Origin of the sequence: Chryseobacterium paludis (assembly GCF_025403485.1) — a bacterium.
Lineage (GTDB): Bacteria > Bacteroidota > Bacteroidia > Flavobacteriales > Weeksellaceae > Chryseobacterium > Chryseobacterium paludis.
The window spans coordinates 2,190,686-2,211,604 of record NZ_CP099966.1 but is presented as its reverse complement, the minus strand read 5'-3'; the positions used below and the strand labels follow the sequence as shown (position 1 = coordinate 2,211,604).

Sequence of the window (20,919 nt, the reverse complement as noted above, 5' to 3'; positions counted from 1 at the left end):
GGCATCATCATATTTTGCCATTATTTTTTATTATAGTTATAAACAGTTCAAATCAAAGATAGAAAAAATGATTTTATATTGCCTCAACCGCAGATTTTTCCGTCATTTGTACTAGATTTTTTTCAAAAATTACAATATGGAAAACGCTGTTCTGATTACTATTGGAGACGAAATCCTTTCCGGGAATACAATAGATACCAATTCTAACTTTATTGCTACTGAACTTAAAAATATAGGTATAAAAGTTTCGCAGATCTTTACAATCTCTGATGAAATTGAAACCATCAAAAAGACCTTGCAAACGGCCTTTGAGATGGGTGATTTGGTTATTACAACGGGTGGATTAGGGCCAACAAGAGACGATAAAACTAAGAAAGCCCTTGCTGAGTTTTTTAATGACGAGATTGCTCTAGATGAAGCTACTTTTGAACATTTAAGAAACTATATGGAAAAAAGGGGGCGATCTGAAATACTGGAAAGAAATAGAGAACAGGCCTTTGTTCCTACAAAATCCATAGTTTTTCAAAATCAATACGGAACTGCTCCTTGCATGATGATGAGGTATAATGATAAACTAAGTTTTAGTCTTCCTGGTGTTCCTTATGAAGTAAAACCATTGATCAAAGATCAGATTGTTCCTTATTTAAAAGATACATTCAGTTTACATTATATTACAACCAGAATTGTTTCCGTAGTTGGAATTGCCGAAAGTATCCTGGCAGATATCATTGAGGACTGGGAACTTTCATTGCCTGAAAATTTAGCACTGTCTTATTTGCCTGTTGGAACCCGGGTGAAATTGAGGCTGACGGCATCTGGAGATGATGAAAGTATTTTAAACCAGCAATTGGAAGAAGAAATACAAAAGTTATTTCCTCTGATTGGCGACAGCATTATAGCAACAACAGAAGATAAAATTGAGAAAATTTTAGGTGAGCTTTTGAATGAAAAGAAATTGACACTTTCTACTGCAGAAAGCTGTACAGGTGGTGAGCTTGCAAAAATGATTACCTCAAACTCTGGAAGTTCAAACTATTTTATAGGGGGAATCGTTCCTTATGCGACAGAAAAAAAAGTTAAGATTTTACAAGTTGCCCAAGAGACAGTGAATGAGTTTACCGTAGTAAGTGAGCAGGTAGCTCAGGAAATGGCTAGAGGATGTCAGCAATTATTTGGTACTCATATTTCAATTTCTACAACAGGAGTTGCGGGACCTGGCAAAGGGGAAGATGGAAAAGAAGTAGGGACTGTTTATTATTCGATCAGGATCAATGACAGAGAGGAGAGTTTCAAATTATATATGCCACATCTGGATAGACTGGATTTTATGAACTTTGTTTCTCAGAAAATTATTCAGGACTTAGTAGGATTACTTATAAATGATTAATCATATTTCCTATTTTTTAATTTTATTTTAATTAAAATTGATATGGTTTTTCACGCTTTTTGAGACGTATTCAGAAAAATAACAAAACGTGGAAAATTCAAAACAGGTTTTTCAAACAACTAATAAAAAACGATGGAGAAATGTCCAATGGGGATCCCGTGTTTTTATCTTCATTGGGATATTACTTTTTTTAGCATTGGCATTAATGATGAAGCTGGACAAAAGTCCAAAAATTCCCTTCCATGAAGACTATAAAACAATAATTACTGCCGGAAAACCTTACCTTCAAGAAAATAGAATTTCGAAAGAATATAAAGGATTCAGAAGTTTTATCTCAGAAAAAACAATCCATACCAGTCTTTCTAAAATTGAAAAAGCAAAAGCTGAAAGACTCAAAAATCAAAATAAGAACTGGTCTCAGTTTCCCGGAGGAATTCGCTCGGCTTTCTATGTAGCCTGGGATCCTCAATCTCTAATGTCCCTGAAAAGAAATATTAAACACATCAATTTAGTTTTCCCCGAATGGTTCTTCCTTGATCCTAAAACAGGAGATCTGAAAACAAATATTGATCCTGAAGGTTATAAAGTTATTAAAAGAACCGGTATTGCTGCAATGCCTATTTTAAGTAACAATTCAGATAGAGAGTTCCGTGCTGAGGGTTTAACTAAAGTGTTGAATGATCCTTTAAAAAGAACAAAGCTTATTCGAAAACTAACTGAAGAATGTGTGAAATTTCATTTTAAAGGAATCAACATTGACTTTGAGGATATGAATCTGGATTCCGATGAGAATCTTATTGCTTTTATGAAAGAGCTTTCAGATACTTTTAAGCAAAATAAGCTATTGGTAACCATGGATATTATGACTGATAATGATGATTATAATATCCAAAGCCTAAACCCTTATGTAGATTATTTTGTGCTGATGGCTTATGATGAATATTCTGCTTCAGGAGATGCGGGTCCAATTTCGTCTCAAAAATGGATCGAGGCCCAGACAGGAAAAATTTTAAAGAAAACAACAGCTAATAAAATTATTTTAGGTCTTGGAGCTTATGGATATGACTGGAGCTCGAATCCCGATGATAATGTCTCAGTTTCCTATATGCAGGCAATTACCAAAGCCAGTGCCAGTAAATCGGTTATGAATTTTGATGACAATACTTTTAATCTTAATTATTCATACACAGATTTTAAAAATAATACACATACTGTATTTTTCAATGATGCTGCTTCTATTTTCAATACGATGCGTTTTTCATCAGAATATCCATTAGCAGGAACAGCACTTTGGAGATTAGGAAGCGAAGACAGCAGAGTATGGAATTTTTATGATAAAGATCTCACTTTTGCAGGTTTGCCAAAACTTGATCTAAAGAAATTTGAGAATGTGAAAGGTCAGACGATGGTAGACTATATCGGAGATGGTGAAGTTTTGGATGTTTTAAATACTCCACATGATGGAAAAATTGCAGTGGAGATAGATCCGAAAGAAAAAATAATTACGGATGAAAATTATGTAACCTATCCGAGTTCTTATGAAGTGAAAAAATATGGCTCAGCACCACAGAAAGAGCTGGTTCTAACATTTGATGATGGGCCGGATGAAACATACACACCACAGGTTCTCGATGTATTGTCAAAATATCATGTTCCTGCAGCATTCTTTTTAATAGGTTTAAATGCTGAGAGAAACTTACCACTTGTAAAAAGAATCTATAGGGAAGGTCACGAAATAGGAAATCATACATTCACCCATGAAAATGTGGCGAAAGTAAGTCCGGAAAGAGCATTGCTGGAACTAAAGCTGACAAGGTTGTTATTTGAATGTATAACAGGTCACAGTACGATCTTATTCAGAGCACCTTATAATGCGGACTCGGAACCTACGACTTCTGAAGAGATCATTCCGGTGGCCTTGGCAAGACAGCAAAATTATCTGGATATTGGTGAAAGTATAGACCCTGAAGACTGGCAGCCTGGTGTAAAATCGGATGAAATTGTAAAGCGCGTATTACAAGGAATAAAACAAGAAAGAGGAAATATTATCCTCCTTCACGATGCGGGCGGAGATACAAGAGAAGAGACTGTTAAGGCTCTTAAAATATTAATTCCTACATTACAAAAACAGGGGTATCATTTTACCACTTTAGCAAGTATTTTACATAAAAGCAAAAATGAGCTAATGCCCGAAGTTCCAAAGACAAAATCCTATTATATTATGCAGTTGAATCTGGTATTGGCAACTGCGATTTATGGGATTAGTCATTTCCTGGTAGCTCTTTTTACAATCTTTATAATATTAGGATTGATACGATTACTGTTGATGGCTTATTGGGCAATCAAAGAGAGAAAAAAAGAAAAAGTACTTTCACAGTTTCCTGTATTGGAAAGCTACCCTAAAGTATCTATTATCGTTCCCGCCTATAATGAAGAAGTAAATATTATATCTTCTCTAACCAATTTGCTGAATCAGTCTTATCCAAATTTTGATGTCATTATGGTAGATGATGGAAGTAAAGATCTAACCTATGAAAGAGCAAGAGAAGCATTTTCTGAACATCCAAAGTTGAAAATCTTCACAAAATCAAATGGTGGAAAAGCAACAGCCTTGAATTTTGGAATCTCTCAAACCGATGCAGAATATGTAGTTTGTATTGATGCAGATACTAAGCTTCAGCAAGATGCTGTAAAATATTTGATAGCCAGGTTTTTAAATGCAAGTCCTGAAGAAAAAATTGCTGCAGTAGCGGGTAATGTAAAAGTGGGAAATCAAGTCAACTGGCTTACGAGATGGCAGGCTATAGAATATACTACGAGCCAGAACTTTGATAGATTAGCGTATGCAAATATCAATGCGATTACAGTAATCCCGGGAGCAATAGGAGCATTTAAAAAATCAGTAATCGATGAGGTTGGCGGATATTCTTCAGATACGCTGGCGGAAGATTGTGATATTACTGTGAAAATCTTAAAAGAAGGATATACAGTAGCCAATGAAAACAGAGCCATTGCAGTAACTGAAGCACCAGAAACGGTGAGACAGTTTTTAAAACAACGTTTCCGATGGACATATGGTATCATGCAGATGTTCTGGAAACAGAAACAGACTTTCTTAAATCCGAAATATAAAGGTTTAGGACTTTGGGCGATGCCTAATATTTTATTATTTCAATATATTATTCCATTTTTCTCGCCTTTTGCAGATGTAATTATGTTTTTTGGAATATTATTTGGAAACGGAGAAAAGATATTCACATACTATTTACTGTTTCTTCTGGTAGATGCTTCACTGGCGATTGTCGCTTTTTTGATGCAGAGAGAGAAACTGGTCAATTTATTGTATGTAATCCCGCAAAGATTCGGCTATAGATGGCTCATGTACATTGTCTTATTCAGAAGCTTAAGAAAGGCATTAAAAGGAGAAATACAAGCCTGGGGATTTCTAAAAAGAACAGGGAATGTAAAAGAGGTAACAACTTCTTAATATTTGTTTAAATTTGTTTTCATTAAACGTAACGAATGTTAAAATAAACATACATATTATATAAATTGTTATCATAATGAAAAAACTAACGCTTTCTTTGTTTTTATTAGCGGGAATTTGCTCACAAAATACAGTGAGTGCTCAGGCTAAAACAACTAAAACAGTAATGAGTACAACAGATAAAGGTTTAGACCTTAGCTTGATGGACAAATCTGTACGTCCACAGGATGATTTTTATAACTACGTGAGTGGAACGTGGATGAAAACAGCCAAAATTCCTTCTGATAAACCAACTTGGGGAAGTTTTAATAAATTGGCAGATGATACTGACAATAATTCAATGACGATTTTGAACTCTCTTCTGAAAGATAAATTTGCTGACGGAAGTGAGGGGAAAAAGATTCAGGATCTTTATGCTACCTATATGAACATGCAGAAGAGAAATGCTGACGGGATTAAACCTATTCAAGGCAATCTGACTAAAATCGATGCGATCAAGAACCTTACAGATTTACAGAATTATTTGACTGCTGTAACTAAAGAAGGAGAAAATACTTTCTACGGATGGGGTGTAGACGCTGATCTTAAGGACTCGAAGATGAATGCTATTTATCTTGGGGATGCATCTTTAGGTTTAGGAAGAGATTATTATCAGAAAGTTAATGATAAAAATACAGAAGCACTTGCTGAATATCAGAAATATGTAGCTTCTATGCTAAAAGAATTAGGCTACAAAAATGCTGATGAAGCTGCAAAAGGAATTGTTGAATATGAAAAAAGCATTGCTAAAACTTATTTGACAAACGAGCAGATCCGTGATTCAAACCTTCAGTATAACCCTAAGACTATGGCAGAACTTTCTGCTTTGGTAAAAAATGTAGACCTTCCTGCTTACCTGAAAAAAGTAGGTGTAAATTCAGATAAGGTGATCATCGGAGAAATAGGATATTATAAAAACTTCGACCAATTAGTGAATGCTCAGAATCTTTCTGTTATTAAAGATTACCTTAAATTCCATTTGATTAATGGAAGCGCTTCTTATTTGAGCGAAAACCTGGGAAATATGAGATTTGCTTTCTATGGTAAATACCTTAGAGGTCAGCAGGAACAAAGAGCACTTAACAAAAGAGGATATGAGTTGATCAATGGTTCTTTAGGAGAAGCTTTCGGTAAATTATATGTTGAAAAATATTTCCCTGCTGAAGCGAAAGCTCAGATGGTTGAATTAATCGATTATTTAAAGAAAAGCTTTGTTGTTCATATCAATAACCTTTCTTGGATGTCTTCTACAACGAAAGAAAAAGCATTGAACAAGCTTAATAAATTTACGGTAAAAGTTGCTTATCCAGACAAATGGAAAGATTATTCTAAATTAATGATCACTCCAGAATCTAAAGGAGGTACTTTATATCAGAATCTTCAGAATGTTTCAGAATGGCAGTATAACAAAGATTTAGCTAAAATCGGAAAACCTGTTGATAAAACAGAATGGGGAATGACTCCACAAACTGTAAATGCTTATTATAACCCGGTAAATAACGAGATCGTATTCCCAGCTGCTATTCTTCAGCCACCATTCTTTAATCCTAAAGCGGATGCTGCTGTAAATTTCGGTGGAATTGGAGCTGTTATCGGTCACGAAATGAGCCACGGATTTGATGATTCAGGAGCTCAGTTTGATGCAGATGGTAACTTGGTAGACTGGTGGACTCCGGAAGATAAAACGAATTTCGAGAAAGCAACAAAAGCTCTTGCTGCTCAATATGATAAATATGAGCCTGTAAAAGGAACTTTCGTAAACGGAACTTTCACAAACGGGGAAAATATTGCTGATTTAGGAGGGGTAAATATCGCTTACGATGCATTACAGATGTATTTAAAAGATAAAGGAAATCCTGGAGTGATCAGTGGATTTACACAAGACCAGAGATTCTTCTTAAGCTGGGCTACAGTTTGGAGAACATTGTCTAGTGAAAAATATATGACCAATCAGGTGAAAACAGATCCACATTCTCCTGGATACTTCAGAAGTTTCGGTCCGTTAACGAACGTTGATGCATTCTATAAAGCATTTGATGTAAAACAAGGAGATAAATTATATAAAGCTCCTCAGGACAGAATCAAAATCTGGTAATATACTTAATATATAGGCCGCTCAGAAATGAGCGGTTTTTTTGTAGGTAGCAGGTAAATGGATAAGAGTTGTTGGGTTTGATTGAAATTATTATAAATAAATTATTTCTCTAACTACCAAATCCTTCTGCATCAGGTATCTCAAATTCCACAACCCATAACTTGTAACATCTTCTCAAATTACCTATTTCCACATTACGAAAATTCGTATATTTGGTAAGTTTGTGTAAAATAAAAAACGATTTTTAATGAAAAAGCTAAATATTGGTATACTTGCCTTTTCGGGTATGGTATTTTTAAACTCATGTGGTACAGCTAAGACCGCAGAAAAAACAACTAAGACAGAGACTGCGGTTGCCACTACACAACCAGTAAAAGAAGAAATGAAAGAAGAGGGAATTAATTTATCATACATGGATAAAAGTGTTCGTCCACAAGATGATTTTTTCAACTATGTAAATGGAAATTGGGTGAAAACAACTCAGATTCCTTCTGATAAAGCAAGCTGGGGATCTTTCAATGCTTTGAGAGAGAATGTAGATGATGCTTCTTTGGATATTTTAAATAAAATCTTATCTGAAAAATATTCTGATGGATCTGAAGGACAAAAAATTCAGAATCTATATGCGTCTTTCATGGATACCAGTAAAAGAAATACAGATGGTATTGCTCCTATAAAAGGAGATCTTGCTAAAATTGATGCAATCAAAAACCTTAACGATTTACAGAAGTATCTTTTAGATGCTACTAAACTGGGTGATAATTCTTTTTATGGCTGGAGAGTAGGTGCAGATATGAAGAACTCTAAAATGAATGCGGTATATCTTGGTGGGCCGGATCTTGGTTTGGGAAGAGATTACTATCAGAAAGTAAATGAAGCCAATACAAAAACGTTAGGTGAGTATACAAACTACGTAGGTAAACTATTCGGAGTATTAGGATATAAAAATTCGACTCAATCTGCTGAAAATGTAGTTGCTTTTGAGAAACAATTAGCCAACTATCTTTTAACTCTGGAGCAGAATAGAGATGCTAATTTAAGATATAATCCAAAAAATGTATCTGAGTTATCAGGATTAGTTAAAAATATTAACCTTGCTAAGTATTTAACCGATGCAGGTGTAAATACAGATAAAGTAATTGTTGGTGAATTGAAGTATTACCAGAATATGGATCAATTCCTGACTCAAAAGAACCTTCCTCTATTAAAAGATTATCTGAAATATCATGTAATAAATGGTAATGCAAGTAATCTTGATGAGAGCCTTGAGCAGATCCGTTTTGATTTCTACTCAAAATATCTTCAGGGACAAAAGGAACAACGCCCAATGAATAAAAGAGGGTTGGGTCTTGTAAATGGTGTTCTTGGTGAAGCTTTTGGGAAATTATATGTTGAAAAGTATTTTACTCCTGAAGCAAAACAGCAGATGGAAACCTATATCGACTATATTTTAAAGTCGTTTAAAACCCATATTAATGATATGGACTGGATGTCTCCGGAAACGAAAGTAAAAGCTCAGGAGAAATTATCTAAATTCACAGTAAAAATTGCTTATCCTGACAAGTGGAAAGATTATACTGAACTAAAAGTAGGTTCTCCGAATCAGGGCTCAACGTTATATTCAAACTTACAAAATGTAGCTGCTTGGCAATATCAGAGAAGTTTGGAAAAAGTTGGAAAGCCAGTTGATAAAACAGAGTGGGGAATGACACCACAAACTGTGAATGCTTACTACAGTGGTTCAAATAATGAGATCGTTTTCCCAGCGGCAATCCTTCAGCCACCTTTCTATAATCCTAAAGCGGATGCAGCAGTAAACTTCGGTGGGATTGGTGCAGTAATCGGTCACGAAATTTCTCATGGTTTTGATGATAGTGGTTCCCGTTTTGATGGTGATGGAAACCTTAATAATTGGTGGACAGATACAGATCGTAAAAACTTTGATGCTAAAGTAGCCCAGTTAGCAGCACAATATAACGGCTACGAACCGGTGAAAGGAAGCTTTGTAAACGGGAAATTTACAAGTGGTGAAAATATTGGTGATCTGGGAGGCGTAGCTGTAGCGTATGATGCATTACAGATGTATCTTAAAGACCACGGAAATCCAGGATCTATCAGCGGATTTAATCAGGATCAAAGATTCTTTATGAGTTGGGCAACGGTTTGGAGAACAAAGTCTACAGACCAATATATGGTGAATCAGGTAAAAACAGATCCACATTCTCCTGGATATTTCAGAGCATTTGGACCATTAGTAAATCAGGATGCTTTTATCAAAGCATTTGATATAAAGCCTGGAGATAAGCTGTATAAAGCTCCTCAGGACAGAATAAAAATTTGGTAACATTGCCAAAAATTGTTAGAAATAAAAAACACATCATCTTTGATGTGTTTTTTTATTTATTTTTCATAGTTTAGTGAAGTGAAAATGACATATTTATGTCTGATAAAATAGGTATAATTAAATAATTCAAGAAAAATCTTAACAAAATTTTGTATGTTAGAGTTTTTTTTTAAATTTAAGCATTGGATTGGGGACTTATTCGACTCGTCGGATAAAAACAATTCTAACCAAAATCAAAAATCTCAAAATAATAATAATATGGCAATGTTTAATTATGGTGTTGGCGGAAACGAGATAAAAGTAGACGCTAATGAAGCTATTCAAGAAATACAGGAAAATAAGTCATTAATTGTAAGCCAGCTTACTACTGATGAATCTTATAACCCTGAAATCGTAACAGGATTAAAGACTGTGGAAGACGTCTTCAAGCATTTTCAACCTTCTATAAGTGTACAACATGAAACAGAAGATGGTAGTGTGGTAGACGAAGAATTCCGTTTTCAAAATCTTGGGGACTTCACTCCTAAGAGTCTTACACAGAAATCAAATTATTTGCAGCAACTTAGCATGGAGCAGGAACAATATAACAAAATTGTACGTCAGCTAAAAACAAATAAAATTCTGCGTAACATGCTGGAAAACGAACAGACAAGATCTGCTTTTGTGGAAGTATTAAAAGAAGTGGCACAAGAACTTGAAAAATAATCTAAAGACTTTACATTAAATCATGGATAGTAAATTACAGGCATCAGAAAGTCAGCAACAAGGTCAACAGCAACATTCGGGACAACCGAAAGGTAATCCTCTTGCCGAGCTCAACAAAATTGGTGGGTTTGGTTTTGTAGAATCTGTTGTAGATGGCATCGCCAACATGAATCCGACTAGAAAAGCAAGGAAAGAAATATTCCTTACTGATAATAATAAAGGAGACGAAAGAAAAGAATTACTTCAAAAGATCAACCTTTGGGTAAGTCTTTTGGAGGGTAATGAATCTGCAGATAAAATGGCAGAGACCTGCAAAAATAAAGCGCAGCAGGCAGAACAAAATTTAAAAACAAACTTAAAAAATACTTTAGATACTGTTCGCCAGTTGGAAACTTCATACAGAACAGTAGCTCAATTCTATAAAAATACAGAACTTGATAAAGTTGATAATGTAAGTATTGTAAATGCAAGCTTAGATCAGCTTTCAGATTTAGATAATCCACTTTTTATCGATGCTATTGCTGAGGAGTTCAAAAGCTATTATGATCGTTTAGATCTAAGAGATAATTATTCTCTTTTAGCAATTCCTGGATATTTAGGATCTAATAAAGTGATTGAAAAATGGGCGAAGATCTGTAACGAGAATAAAGTAATGATGGTTACGGATTTTGCTAATCTCGATAAACCGGATGATGTGGTGGATTTATTCCATTCTGCAAACCTTACAGGAGGAGAGCTTCATAGAAGTAATGTAATCATGACTTGTAACTGGCTTGTAGGTCGTGGAAGAGCAGAAGAAGTGGGTGAAGAAGAAAACGTGGAATTACCACCATCTACTTCATTGGCAGGAAAAATTCATAAGACACTAATGTCTCAGGTAGCAGCGGGTAAAAAACATGGTAATATCAACGAGGTTGATGCCGTAAAATTCGAATTGAAGAAAAGTGAAATTTCTCAGTTGGAAAAAATGGGGCTAGTACCGATGGTTAATGAATATGGAAAAATCATGGCTTTCTCTGCTAAAACATTATTTACAGGAGATAATATTGGACTTCAGACTTATTCAGTGGTTCGTGTATTTGATTATGTAACTAAAGTTTTATTGGATTTCTTAAACAGAAGAGCATTTGAAAACTGGACTGCAAAAAATGAAGATGATTTAAGAAGACAGATCGTAACCTTCCTAGATGGAATCAAAGGAGCTGATAAGCTTATTGAAAAGTTCAAAATTGTTCGTTTTGAGCAAGATAAAGTAAATAAAGACAGAGTATGGCTGGATATCCGTTTAACGCCTTATTTCCCAACAAAAAGTTTCGTTATTAAATTGGACGGACACAAAGGAGATGATGGTAACGAATGGGAGTCACAATATACTCAGGACTAATATATCCTATTTTAATAATAAAAACCGATGCAATTTTACATCGGTTTTTTTCTACCAATTCACATAAAAATTAATATGCTTAAATTCAGATTTATTTACTGCATACCAATCCTTCTTATATTTTTTGTTATAAGTTGCGAAAAGAAATTTCAAAGCCCTACTCATTATAAACGAGATCTTTTTGCAGATGAAAGGCAGGAAGGTAAAGCTTATATCATGAATGTTGACGAGTGTTTTGATGCTAGTGATATGGTTCTTGCTACTTCTGATATAAAGCTTGTAGATAGCTCTTCGGGTCGCGGAAAATCAATATTTATTTACAGACTCAAATCAGGTGTAATAGAAAAGACAACAAGAGATTCTGTGATCAACTATCCATTTCAGTTCCTTTCCAACCAAAGGCTAAAACTGAAAAAAGACTCGGTGTACATTTTTCTTAAAAAGCTTAATGGATATCGCTTTATAGCAGATGATAAGAAGCTAAAATATCAATGGCTTAAATCCGCTCCGATATACTCTGTAGGTACAGAAAGTAAATAGTTCTATCTTTGCAGATACTTTGATCTGGTTTTAGAATAATAGATCTAAAACTAATAATTGATCAGAGCAATTGAACTACTTAACAGACTTATTTTTTGGAAAAGAATTTTAGAGATTCAGGTTTTCTTCACTTAGGAAGTAAATTACTGAATTGGTATAAAGAAAATGCCAGAGATTTACCTTTTAGAAAAACAAAAGATCCTTATAAAATATGGATTTGCGAAATTGTTTTTCAGCAAACAAGAATCAGTCAGGGACTCAATCATTACAATAACTTTATCAAAAGATTTCCCGATGTAGAAACTTTAGCTGAAGCTGAAGAGGATGAGGTTTTGCTCCATTGGAAGGGTTTGGGATATTATTCCAGAGCAATTAACATTCATAAAGCTTCAAAACAGATCATAGCTGATCATAATGGTTTTTTTCCATCTCGCTATGAGGATATTCTACTGTTGAAAGGAGTAGGGAAATACACAGCGGCGGCAGTTTCCAGTATTTGTTTTGGTGGTAAAATACCGGCTGTAGATGGAAATTTTTATAGGGTATTGAGTAGGGTTTTTGCAGATGATTTTGATATTTCCAATTCGCGGGCATTTACTTATTTTTCTGAATTGGCAACATTGATCATGCCGGAAAATGTAGGCGATTTTAATCAGGCGATGATGGATCTTGGTTCAGAAATTTGCAAGCCTAAGAATCCACTTTGTGATGAATGTCCTTTGGAAGATGACTGTTTAGCATATTCTTTAAATAAAGTTTCTGATTTCCCTGTTAAAACAAAAAAAACAAAAACAGAGGATCTTCATTTAAAATATTATTTTGTTCACATTAAAGGGCAATTTGTAGTTCAGCAGCGAAAAGATGACTTTATCTGGAAAAAACTTTTTGAATTTCCAACTTCCATTACAGGAGAGCTGGAACCATTTATAAAAGGTCTTAAAACGCTCCATCATAAACTCACTCATAAGAATCTGACCATTGATATTTATGATGTTGACGTAAGTTCGAAAGTGGTTTGGAACAATTTCATTGAACAAAATGAATACATCATTACAGACTTTAAAGGATCACAAAAGAAATCTTTTCCCAAACCTTTGGAAAACTATATTCAAAACTCATTGAAAGACTGAAATTTGTCTTCTTAAATCTGAAATCTAATTTGTACTTTTGCAAAATGATTAAAAAAGTCATTTTTATATTTGCTTCATTGCTTTTAATTTCATGTGGAAAAGATCCAATTCCAAAACCTTACGGAGAATTACGTTTGGAGTATCCCACACCAAAATATCAAAAATTTGAATCTAACTGTGCTTACAGCTTTGAGTATTCGGATTTTGCGACAATGACAGATGCTAAAAAGCCTTGCTGGTATTATTTGAATTATCCTAAAATGAAGGCTAAGATCTTCGTTACCTATTATCCGATTCAAAATGATTTTGCAGATCATATTAAAGAAGCTGAAAAAATGGTATATGAACATACCATTAAAGCAAGTGCTATTGATACGAAGTCTTTCGAATATCCTGAAAAAAAGGTATATGGAAACTTTTACGAATTAAAAGGACAGAGTGCTTCTAACCTTCAATTTTACATTACGGACAGTACAAAACATTTTGTGACTGCCTATCTATACTTTAATACAAGACCGAAACCGGATTCATTAGCTCCTGCTGTGGATTATATCAAAAAAGATATGAAACACCTGCTGGATACTTTTGAATGGAAAAAATAAATCAGTTTAAAATACATTGAAAAATATATGAAACTTTTAGTTGTTGGGAGTGTTGCATTTGATGCAATTGAAACACCATTTGGTAAGACAGATAAAATTTTAGGCGGAGCCGCCACTTATATTGCAATCACTTCATCTATATTAGGAGTGAAATCAGGAATTGTTTCTGTTGTAGGAGGAGATTTCCCACAAGAACACCTAGACATGTTTACAGACAGAAATGTAAATATTGAAGGACTTGAAATTGTAAAAGAAGGAAAAACTTTTTTCTGGTCAGGTAAATATCATAATGATTTAAATACTAGAGATACTTTAGCTACGGAGGTGAATGTTTTGGAAAATTTTGATCCTAAAATTCCAGACTCTATGCAGGATTCTGAGATTTTATTATTAGGAAATCTACATCCTGGAGTTCAGTTATCAGTTCTTGAAAAAATGAACAAACGTCCTAAACTTGTTGTTCTTGATACAATGAATTTCTGGATGGATACTGCTTTAGATATTTTAATGGATATGATCGCTAAAACTGATGTGATCACTATTAATGACGAAGAAGCAAGACAGTTGTCAGGAGAGTATTCTCTTGTAAAAGCAGCAAAAAAGATCCTTACAATGGGACCTAAATATGTTATCATTAAAAAAGGTGAGCATGGAGCATTACTTTTCCACGATAATAAGGTTTTTGCTGTTCCGGCACTTCCATTAGAAGATGTCTTTGATCCAACAGGAGCTGGAGATACTTTTGCAGGTGGTTTTGCAGCTTATTTAGCTAAAAAAGGGAAGATCGATTTCGAAACAATGAAATCTGCTTTGATCGTTGGTTCTGCTATGGCATCCTTTACTGTTGAAAAATTTGGAACGGAAAGAATTGAGGAAGTAAGCGAGTCTGATATGTTCAGCAGACTGAGACAATTCAAAGAATTAACAACATTTGATGTTGAACTACAATAAATAGGTGTTTTTAAGAAATATTTATAATAAAAAATTTAGTGTAATTCATTAAGAATTCTAAATTTGCAACTTGTTTAAAATACTAAAATGATAAATAAACTAAAGATCACTTTTCTTTTTGGAGTTTTTGTGATGCTATTTGCTACCAACATGAAAGCTCAAATAAAACAAGGAGACCTAGTGGATGGTATTGCTGCTGTAATTGGAGATGAAATTGTATTGGAGTCTGATGTAAATGAACAGATGAATTATGCAAAACAGCAGGGAGCTTCCAATACGGATAAGTGTGAGTTTTTGGAGAATCTGATCAACAACAAACTTCTTGTATACGAAGCTAAGAAAGATACATTAATTGAAAACAGATCTGCAGCTATAAAAAGCCAGGCAAATGCTAAGTACTCTCAATTACTTTCTCAGTTCCCAGACGAAAAAGCAATGTTGGCAGCTTATAAGTTCAGAAATGGGTATGAAATGAAAAATGCTATTGAAAAAATAGATACTGATACTTATTATGGACAGGCAAAATACCAAAGAGTTACTGATAAAGCAGATGTTACTCCTAATGAAGTAACCGATTTTTATAACCTTTATAAAGCTCAGTTGCCTGAGATCAAGGATGAAGTTTCTTTAGCCCAGGTCATGATGTACCCTAAGCTTACGGAAGCGCACAAAGACGAACTGATCAATAAATTAAAAAAGATCAAACAGGATATTGCAGGTGGAGAATCATTTGAAAGCCAGGCTAGAATTTATTCTGAAGATCCAGGTTCCGCATCTACAGGTGGCTTGATGAAAAATATCTCTAAAGGTCAGATGGTAAAGCCATTTGAGGCTGCCGCACTTAATTTACAGGAAGGAGAAATTTCAGATCCTATAGAATCAGAATTTGGTTACCATATTATTCAACTGGTGAAAAAATCTGGAAAGATTTATGATGCAAGACATATTCTTTTAATGGCTACACCTACAGAGGATGAGATTAAAACAGCAAAAAAGAAATTAGATAGTATCAAAACTTTAATTGTTGAAGGAAAGATCACATTTAAAGATGCTGCTTTTAAATATTCTGACGATAAGAAAACTAAGTTCAATGGTGGGGTAATTGCCGGAGCTGATGGTTCTAATAAAATTGAAAGAGAAAGTATTCCAGGAACAATCAGCTACGAATTGGCAGGTCTTAACAAAGATGATCTAACAAATGCTTTTGATGATGAAGATGAAAGAAAAAGAAAAGTGGTTAAGATTGTAAAGATCGAAGAGGTAATTCCTGCTCACCAGATCACTTTAGAGACTGACTATGACAGAATAAAGCAGATGGCTCTTAATAAGAAAAGAAATGAAATGGTTGAAAAATTTGTGAATTCAAAATTACCAACGACTTTCATATCAATAGATAGCCGTTACGATTCTTGTAAGTTCAAAGGAAACTGGAAGAAAGAGGCATTAAAGAAATAAATTAAAAGCCTTCAGTTAGTCTGAAGGTTTTTTTTGTAAACAATAGGCTAAAAGTAATTACTTTTAGCCTATTGTTTTTAATACCTTAAATATTTTATTTTAAAACAAATAGAAATGGATTATAATTTTTACCAAAATAAATTTCAATCGGCAATTTCAACAATTTTAAAAAAAGAATTGGATGATTTGAAATTGAAAGTGTCTATAGGTAGTGTTATGGAATCTTTAGCATTGAAAGTGTATAAATCTGAGTGGTCTAGCAATCCACAATCACCATTAATTGCCAATGGAAGAATTTTTTTTTCTGTCTGGGTTAATGATAAAGCGATTCAGGAAAACAAAATATACTATAATATTCACGCTTTGAAGTTAAGGGAATTAAAAGGATATAAAATTTTGAGCCGGAATTTTGCAGAACGATTTAGAGAGCAGTTTATCAATAACAGCGATAATTGGCCTAATGTGAGTGTACAATATGGTCCGTTAACATTAATGGAAGGATGGATTGAGTTGAAACCTGACAGTATTGAAAAGGATACTTCTCAACTGGTTCAAAAATTTTTAGATATCAGTTTTATAATTGATGAAACCCTGGATCATTACAAAATTTGATAAGAATCAGAGTGAATATTCTTAAAAACGGAATGCCTGAAATCTTTGTTTTTAGTATTTTTACAGCATGAGCAATTTTATAGATTTTACGACAGCCAAAAAGCTTCATGATATGGAATCGGAACAAAATAGGGTTACAAAACTTTTTAATATAAAATATCCAATTATCCAGGCTGGGATGATCTGGCATTCAGGATGGAGACTTGCCTCAGCAGTTTCCAATTGTGGCGGGTTAGGCTTGATCGGCGCAGGAAGTATGTATCCTGATATATTAAGAGAGAATATTCAAAAGTGTAAAGCGGCTACAGATAAGCCTTTTGGAGTTAATGTTCCTATGCTTTACCCAAATATTGAAGAAATTATCCAGATTATTTTAGAGGAAGGAGTGAAGATTGTTTTCACTTCTGCCGGAAATCCAAAAACGTACACGGAAACGTTGCAAAAGGAAGGAATAAAAGTAGCACATGTTGTTTCTTCTACAAAATTTGCTGTAAAATGTGAAGAAGCAGGGGTAGATGCTATTGTAGCTGAAGGCTTTGAAGCAGGAGGCCATAATGGGAGAGATGAAACAACAACTTTCTGTTTGATTCCCAATGTAAGACAGCACATTTCTAAACCTTTAATAGCTGCAGGTGGAATTGCTTTAGGTTCTCAAATGAAAGCAGCAATGATTCTGGGTGCAGATGGGGTACAAATTGGTTCCCGTTTTGCGGCTACTAACGAAGCTAGTGCTCATGAAAACTGGAAAAAGAAGATTACAGAACTTAAGGAAGGAGATACCCATCTTACTCTAAAAGAATTAGCACCCGTAAGAATGGTTAAAAATAAGTTCTTTAATGAATTGGAAAATATTTACCAGTTAGGACGAGATGCAGAAGCTTTAGCCGCATCTTTAGGAAGAGCCAGGGCAAAAAAGGGAATGTTCGAAGGTGATATGGAAGATGGAGAATTAGAAATAGGACAGGTTTCTGCTTTAATTAATGATATACTGCCAGCTGAAACAGTCTTTAAAAATTTACTGAAAGAGTTTGAAGAGGTGAAAATGCCTAAGTTTTAATGACGTTTTGAATTTTATGTCAACTAATTTAATAGAAGTAAAAGAAAAAAAACTCTATATAGAATATAATCATTCACTTGAAGACAGGCCTACCTTGATTTTTCTCCATGACTCTCTTGGATGTACTCAATTATGGCGGGATTTTCCTATGAAACTTTCAGAAGGTTCCCAATGTAATGTTCTGGTTTATGACCGGCTTGGTTATGGTAAGTCTGATCCAATGCTGACAGATGAAAGACCGAATAACTATATGGAAATCGAAGCGGATTTACTAAAAGATCTTTTAACAGAACTGAATATCACAGATGCCATTTTGTTTGGACATAGTGATGGCGGAACAATCGCTTTGATAACCGCTAGCAAATACCCTAAAAACGTAAAGGCAGTTATTTGTGAAGCTGGGCATATATTTGTTGAAGAAGTTACTCTAAAAGGTGTATATGATGCCTGGGAAGCTTATAAGACTACCAACCTTGCTGAACGTTTACAAAAATACCACGGAGATAAAGTTGAAAGGCTTTTTAAAGTATGGACGGAAACCTGGACCAGAGAAAGTTATAGAAATTGGAATATTGAATACTTATTAAAAGATATTACTTGTCCCTTACTATTTATTCAGGGAGATGCAGATGAGTATGGAACTTTAGATCAGGTGGAGAAAACAATAGAACAGGTAAGTGGGATTTCAGATAAATACATCATTCCAAATGTCGGACACACACCTCATAAGGAGGTGTCGGATTTGGTGTTAAAAAAAGCAACAGAGTTTATTCAAAACCTTTGAAATTTTAGCAGGAACTTATAAGTTATCAAGCTCGTGTTCAATATTTATCCGCGCCTGTTTTTCATATCGATCCTTAAAATAATCGGTTTTAAAAATGTTTTCTAATTCCAGGAAATGTTTCAGTACTTTTTTCCTGCCAGGTTTATACAAAAGATCAGGATAAATAGAATATTCTTTTCTGATTTTTTTAGTATAATCAAGATAGGTTTCGATGTCTTTTCCCAAAATTGATAAATCAGCATCTAAAAGATAATTAGTGTCATTGTCATTAGATCGTTGATGAGCCTTGGTTGCTAAAATCTGCTCAGAAATCTGTTCGATAGACTTTTGATCAACATTGAGCCTTTGAAGTCTGAATGTAGCTAGCTCTGCACTTTTTTCCTCATTAGCTTTAGAAGAGGCATCGTAAATGATATCATGATAAAACACTGAAAAGCTAATATTAGAGAAATGTGAAATATTAATTTTTACCATTTCAAGCTCTGAAAACATAGTATTCAGATGTTCCAGATTATGATAATGTCTTCCTTTTTGCGAATATTGAGTTTCAATTTCCTTCCATAGGATATCAAGTGTATTTTGATCCTGAGTGTAGGAGAATAGGCTTTGTTTAAATCTTTCTTGCAAATTCATATCATTAAACCATATAAAAAAAGGAACTTAAAAAGTTCCTTGATTTGCTTCGATTGTTGCTTTCAGGTCTGCCCAGCCTCCGCCGTTATAACCGTCTTTTAAGCCTTGAGAATTAAGATATTCCAATGCCTTTCCACTTCTGTTTCCACTTCTGCAGAATATAACAACTGGTTTTTCAATAGATAGAATTTCTTCTTTTCTATCTTCTACTTCACCCAGTGGAATATTTTGAGCACCTTCTATATTACCGTCCATTTCCAGTTCCATTGGTTCACGAACGTCTATTAATTGATAATTTCCTGATTTTAATACTTCTGTTAAAGGCATAGCTGTTGGGTTTTAATCATTAAAATAATAACGAAAATACGTATTTTTTTTCTTAAAAAACTTTCTTGTTGAAACTTAATTCTTAGAAAAGTGTATATCCAAAAATTAATGACATATTATTATAATTGGAGTCCCACATAACATAATTTCTTAGGAGGTTTCTTGTGGTATGTACCCTAAGCTCAACACTGAATTTGTCATTATATTTATATCCAGCACCGAATGCAATATTGTTGGCAGATTTTATTTTCATTTCAGTATTTCCTTCTTTGAAAGAAGAATTAAGACCAATACCGATGATGAATGCAGCATTAATAAATATCTTGGACTTATCATTTAGGAACATATAATGTCTTGCCCCAATAGGTACATCTAATGCTTTATAGTCTATATTTTGAGTGATTTTTCTTTCAAAATAAGTTCCAACATTAACTACTGTTTCAGAATCTGTTTTGTAATATTGATAAGTAGGCTCTATAAAAACTGACCATTTATTTTTGTTATAAGGTAAAATAAACTCGAGCTCAGCTCCAATCCTAAAGGAAAATTTTCTGTCAAAATCTGTTTTTCCAGCTGGATCATAAGAATTAAATGTAGTCTGAAGTTTTGAGCTGCTAATTCCTGGTCGTATATTTAAATTAATAAAGTCTCTTTTTTCTTTATTTTGAGTATAATTAACAGAACCGCCATTTGAACAATTATTATATTTTACGAAAATTCTTGTCAAAGCATTCGTTTTATAATCTGCTCTTTCAATTTCTTTATTTTCGATACCACATGTAAGATTTTCTGCGATCTGCTTTTTATATTCATTATTATAGCGGATCAAACTTTCATTAACGTAATATGGCTTATAAATAAGCTGCTTTATATCAGATTGATCAATATTGTAGAAAAATCTTTTGGTGTCATTATTTTGATAATAATATAAATTTGCCTTTCCTTCAACAACATATTTTAGAAACAGTGTTTCTTCTTTGAAATCTGGTGTTTTATTCTTTGAAATATAGGCAATAATATCAGAAGAGTGATCTATCATTACTGTCTTCCGTACATATTTTTCAGAATTATCAATAGCAAATTCAGCAATATTTTTTACACTTTCTTTTATTGGCGCAGAAGAATCATTAAGTTTATATTCAAAATCGGTGGGATTGTTTTTCCAATCTACATCTTTGATCAATACTTCGGTTCTTTCGCCTGAATTATTAATGATATATCCTTTTTCAAATTTGATTTGTGCATAGTTCATGCTCAAAGTAAAAAGTCCAATTAACAGACCTATTTTCTTCATGGTTTAGATTTTTCGGGTTTAGGTTTTTATACGTATTTAGTAAAAAAGTATAAAGGCGGCAAATTTATAAAATAATCTTAGTTTTGCAATAAG

The 20,919-nt window shown here is 33.8% G+C and carries 17 protein-coding genes; 14 read left to right on the top strand and 3 right to left on the bottom strand.

Annotation, left to right across the window (positions count from 1 at the left end; translation table 11 throughout):
- The first annotated feature begins 136 nt into the window (after positions 1 to 136).
- The 14 genes from NG806_RS09805 (at position 137) to NG806_RS09740 (ending at position 18,572) form a co-directional block, all read left to right on the top strand.
- Positions 137 to 1,387 carry a CinA family nicotinamide mononucleotide deamidase-related protein gene (locus NG806_RS09805; protein ID WP_261512894.1) on the top strand — a complete coding sequence of 417 codons (1,251 nt, stop codon included), beginning with the start codon at positions 137 to 139 and terminating at the stop codon, positions 1,385 to 1,387.
- Between the two features lie 88 nt (positions 1,388 to 1,475).
- On the top strand, positions 1,476 to 4,874 hold the full coding sequence (locus NG806_RS09800; protein ID WP_261512892.1) for a polysaccharide deacetylase family protein: 3,399 nt from the start codon (positions 1,476 to 1,478) through the stop codon (positions 4,872 to 4,874).
- A gap of 76 nt (positions 4,875 to 4,950) precedes the next feature.
- A complete protein-coding gene (locus NG806_RS09795) occupies positions 4,951 to 7,008 on the top strand; it encodes a M13 family metallopeptidase (protein WP_214827047.1) in 2,058 nt (685 codons plus the stop codon).
- 247 nt (positions 7,009 to 7,255) lie between these two features.
- Complete coding sequence (locus tag NG806_RS09790) at positions 7,256 to 9,352, top strand: M13 family metallopeptidase (protein WP_261512891.1); 2,097 nt, start codon at positions 7,256 to 7,258, stop codon at positions 9,350 to 9,352.
- A gap of 153 nt (positions 9,353 to 9,505) precedes the next feature.
- The gene (locus NG806_RS09785; RefSeq protein ID WP_214827032.1) at positions 9,506 to 10,057 is read left to right on the top strand and encodes a type VI secretion system contractile sheath small subunit; all 552 of its coding nucleotides are present in this window, start codon (positions 9,506 to 9,508) and stop codon (positions 10,055 to 10,057) included.
- A 22-nt stretch (positions 10,058 to 10,079) separates the two neighbouring features.
- On the top strand, positions 10,080 to 11,441 hold the full coding sequence (locus tag NG806_RS09780; RefSeq protein WP_214827029.1) for a DUF5458 family protein: 1,362 nt from the start codon (positions 10,080 to 10,082) through the stop codon (positions 11,439 to 11,441).
- A 75-nt stretch (positions 11,442 to 11,516) separates the two neighbouring features.
- Positions 11,517 to 11,981, top strand: a complete 465-nt coding sequence (locus NG806_RS09775; protein ID WP_261512890.1) for a hypothetical protein — start codon at positions 11,517 to 11,519, stop codon at positions 11,979 to 11,981.
- 95 nt (positions 11,982 to 12,076) lie between these two features.
- The gene (mutY, locus tag NG806_RS09770; protein WP_261512889.1) at positions 12,077 to 13,111 is read left to right on the top strand and encodes an A/G-specific adenine glycosylase; all 1,035 of its coding nucleotides are present in this window, start codon (positions 12,077 to 12,079) and stop codon (positions 13,109 to 13,111) included.
- 44 nt (positions 13,112 to 13,155) lie between these two features.
- Entirely contained in the window at positions 13,156 to 13,713 is a 558-nt protein-coding gene (gene gldD, locus NG806_RS09765; RefSeq protein WP_214827018.1) for a gliding motility lipoprotein GldD, read from the top strand.
- Positions 13,714 to 13,740: 27 nt separating this feature from the next.
- The gene (locus NG806_RS09760; RefSeq protein WP_214827015.1) at positions 13,741 to 14,664 is read left to right on the top strand and encodes a PfkB family carbohydrate kinase; all 924 of its coding nucleotides are present in this window, start codon (positions 13,741 to 13,743) and stop codon (positions 14,662 to 14,664) included.
- A gap of 87 nt (positions 14,665 to 14,751) precedes the next feature.
- Positions 14,752 to 16,119: a peptidylprolyl isomerase gene (locus NG806_RS09755; RefSeq protein ID WP_261512887.1), complete on the top strand. Its 1,368-nt coding sequence runs from the start codon at positions 14,752 to 14,754 to the stop codon at positions 16,117 to 16,119.
- A 114-nt stretch (positions 16,120 to 16,233) separates the two neighbouring features.
- Entirely contained in the window at positions 16,234 to 16,731 is a 498-nt protein-coding gene (locus NG806_RS09750; protein WP_261512886.1) for a hypothetical protein, read from the top strand.
- A 67-nt stretch (positions 16,732 to 16,798) separates the two neighbouring features.
- The gene (locus NG806_RS09745) at positions 16,799 to 17,788 is read left to right on the top strand and encodes an NAD(P)H-dependent flavin oxidoreductase (protein ID WP_261512884.1); all 990 of its coding nucleotides are present in this window, start codon (positions 16,799 to 16,801) and stop codon (positions 17,786 to 17,788) included.
- A 16-nt stretch (positions 17,789 to 17,804) separates the two neighbouring features.
- Positions 17,805 to 18,572 carry an alpha/beta fold hydrolase gene (locus NG806_RS09740; protein WP_261512883.1) on the top strand — a complete coding sequence of 256 codons (768 nt, stop codon included), beginning with the start codon at positions 17,805 to 17,807 and terminating at the stop codon, positions 18,570 to 18,572.
- Between the two features lie 15 nt (positions 18,573 to 18,587).
- Here NG806_RS09740 and NG806_RS09735 read toward each other — a convergent pair whose 3' ends face one another.
- The 3 genes from NG806_RS09735 to NG806_RS09725 all read right to left on the bottom strand — a co-directional run bounded on the left by NG806_RS09735 (position 18,588) and on the right by NG806_RS09725 (position 20,826).
- On the bottom strand, positions 18,588 to 19,205 hold the full coding sequence (locus tag NG806_RS09735) for an HD domain-containing protein (protein WP_261512882.1): 618 nt from the start codon (positions 19,203 to 19,205) through the stop codon (positions 18,588 to 18,590).
- A gap of 27 nt (positions 19,206 to 19,232) precedes the next feature.
- Positions 19,233 to 19,532: a rhodanese-like domain-containing protein gene (locus NG806_RS09730; RefSeq protein ID WP_214827003.1), complete on the bottom strand. Its 300-nt coding sequence runs from the start codon at positions 19,530 to 19,532 to the stop codon at positions 19,233 to 19,235.
- An 82-nt stretch (positions 19,533 to 19,614) separates the two neighbouring features.
- The gene (locus NG806_RS09725) at positions 19,615 to 20,826 is read right to left on the bottom strand and encodes a PorT family protein (protein ID WP_261512880.1); all 1,212 of its coding nucleotides are present in this window, start codon (positions 20,824 to 20,826) and stop codon (positions 19,615 to 19,617) included.
- Positions 20,827 to 20,919: the final 93 nt, after the last annotated feature.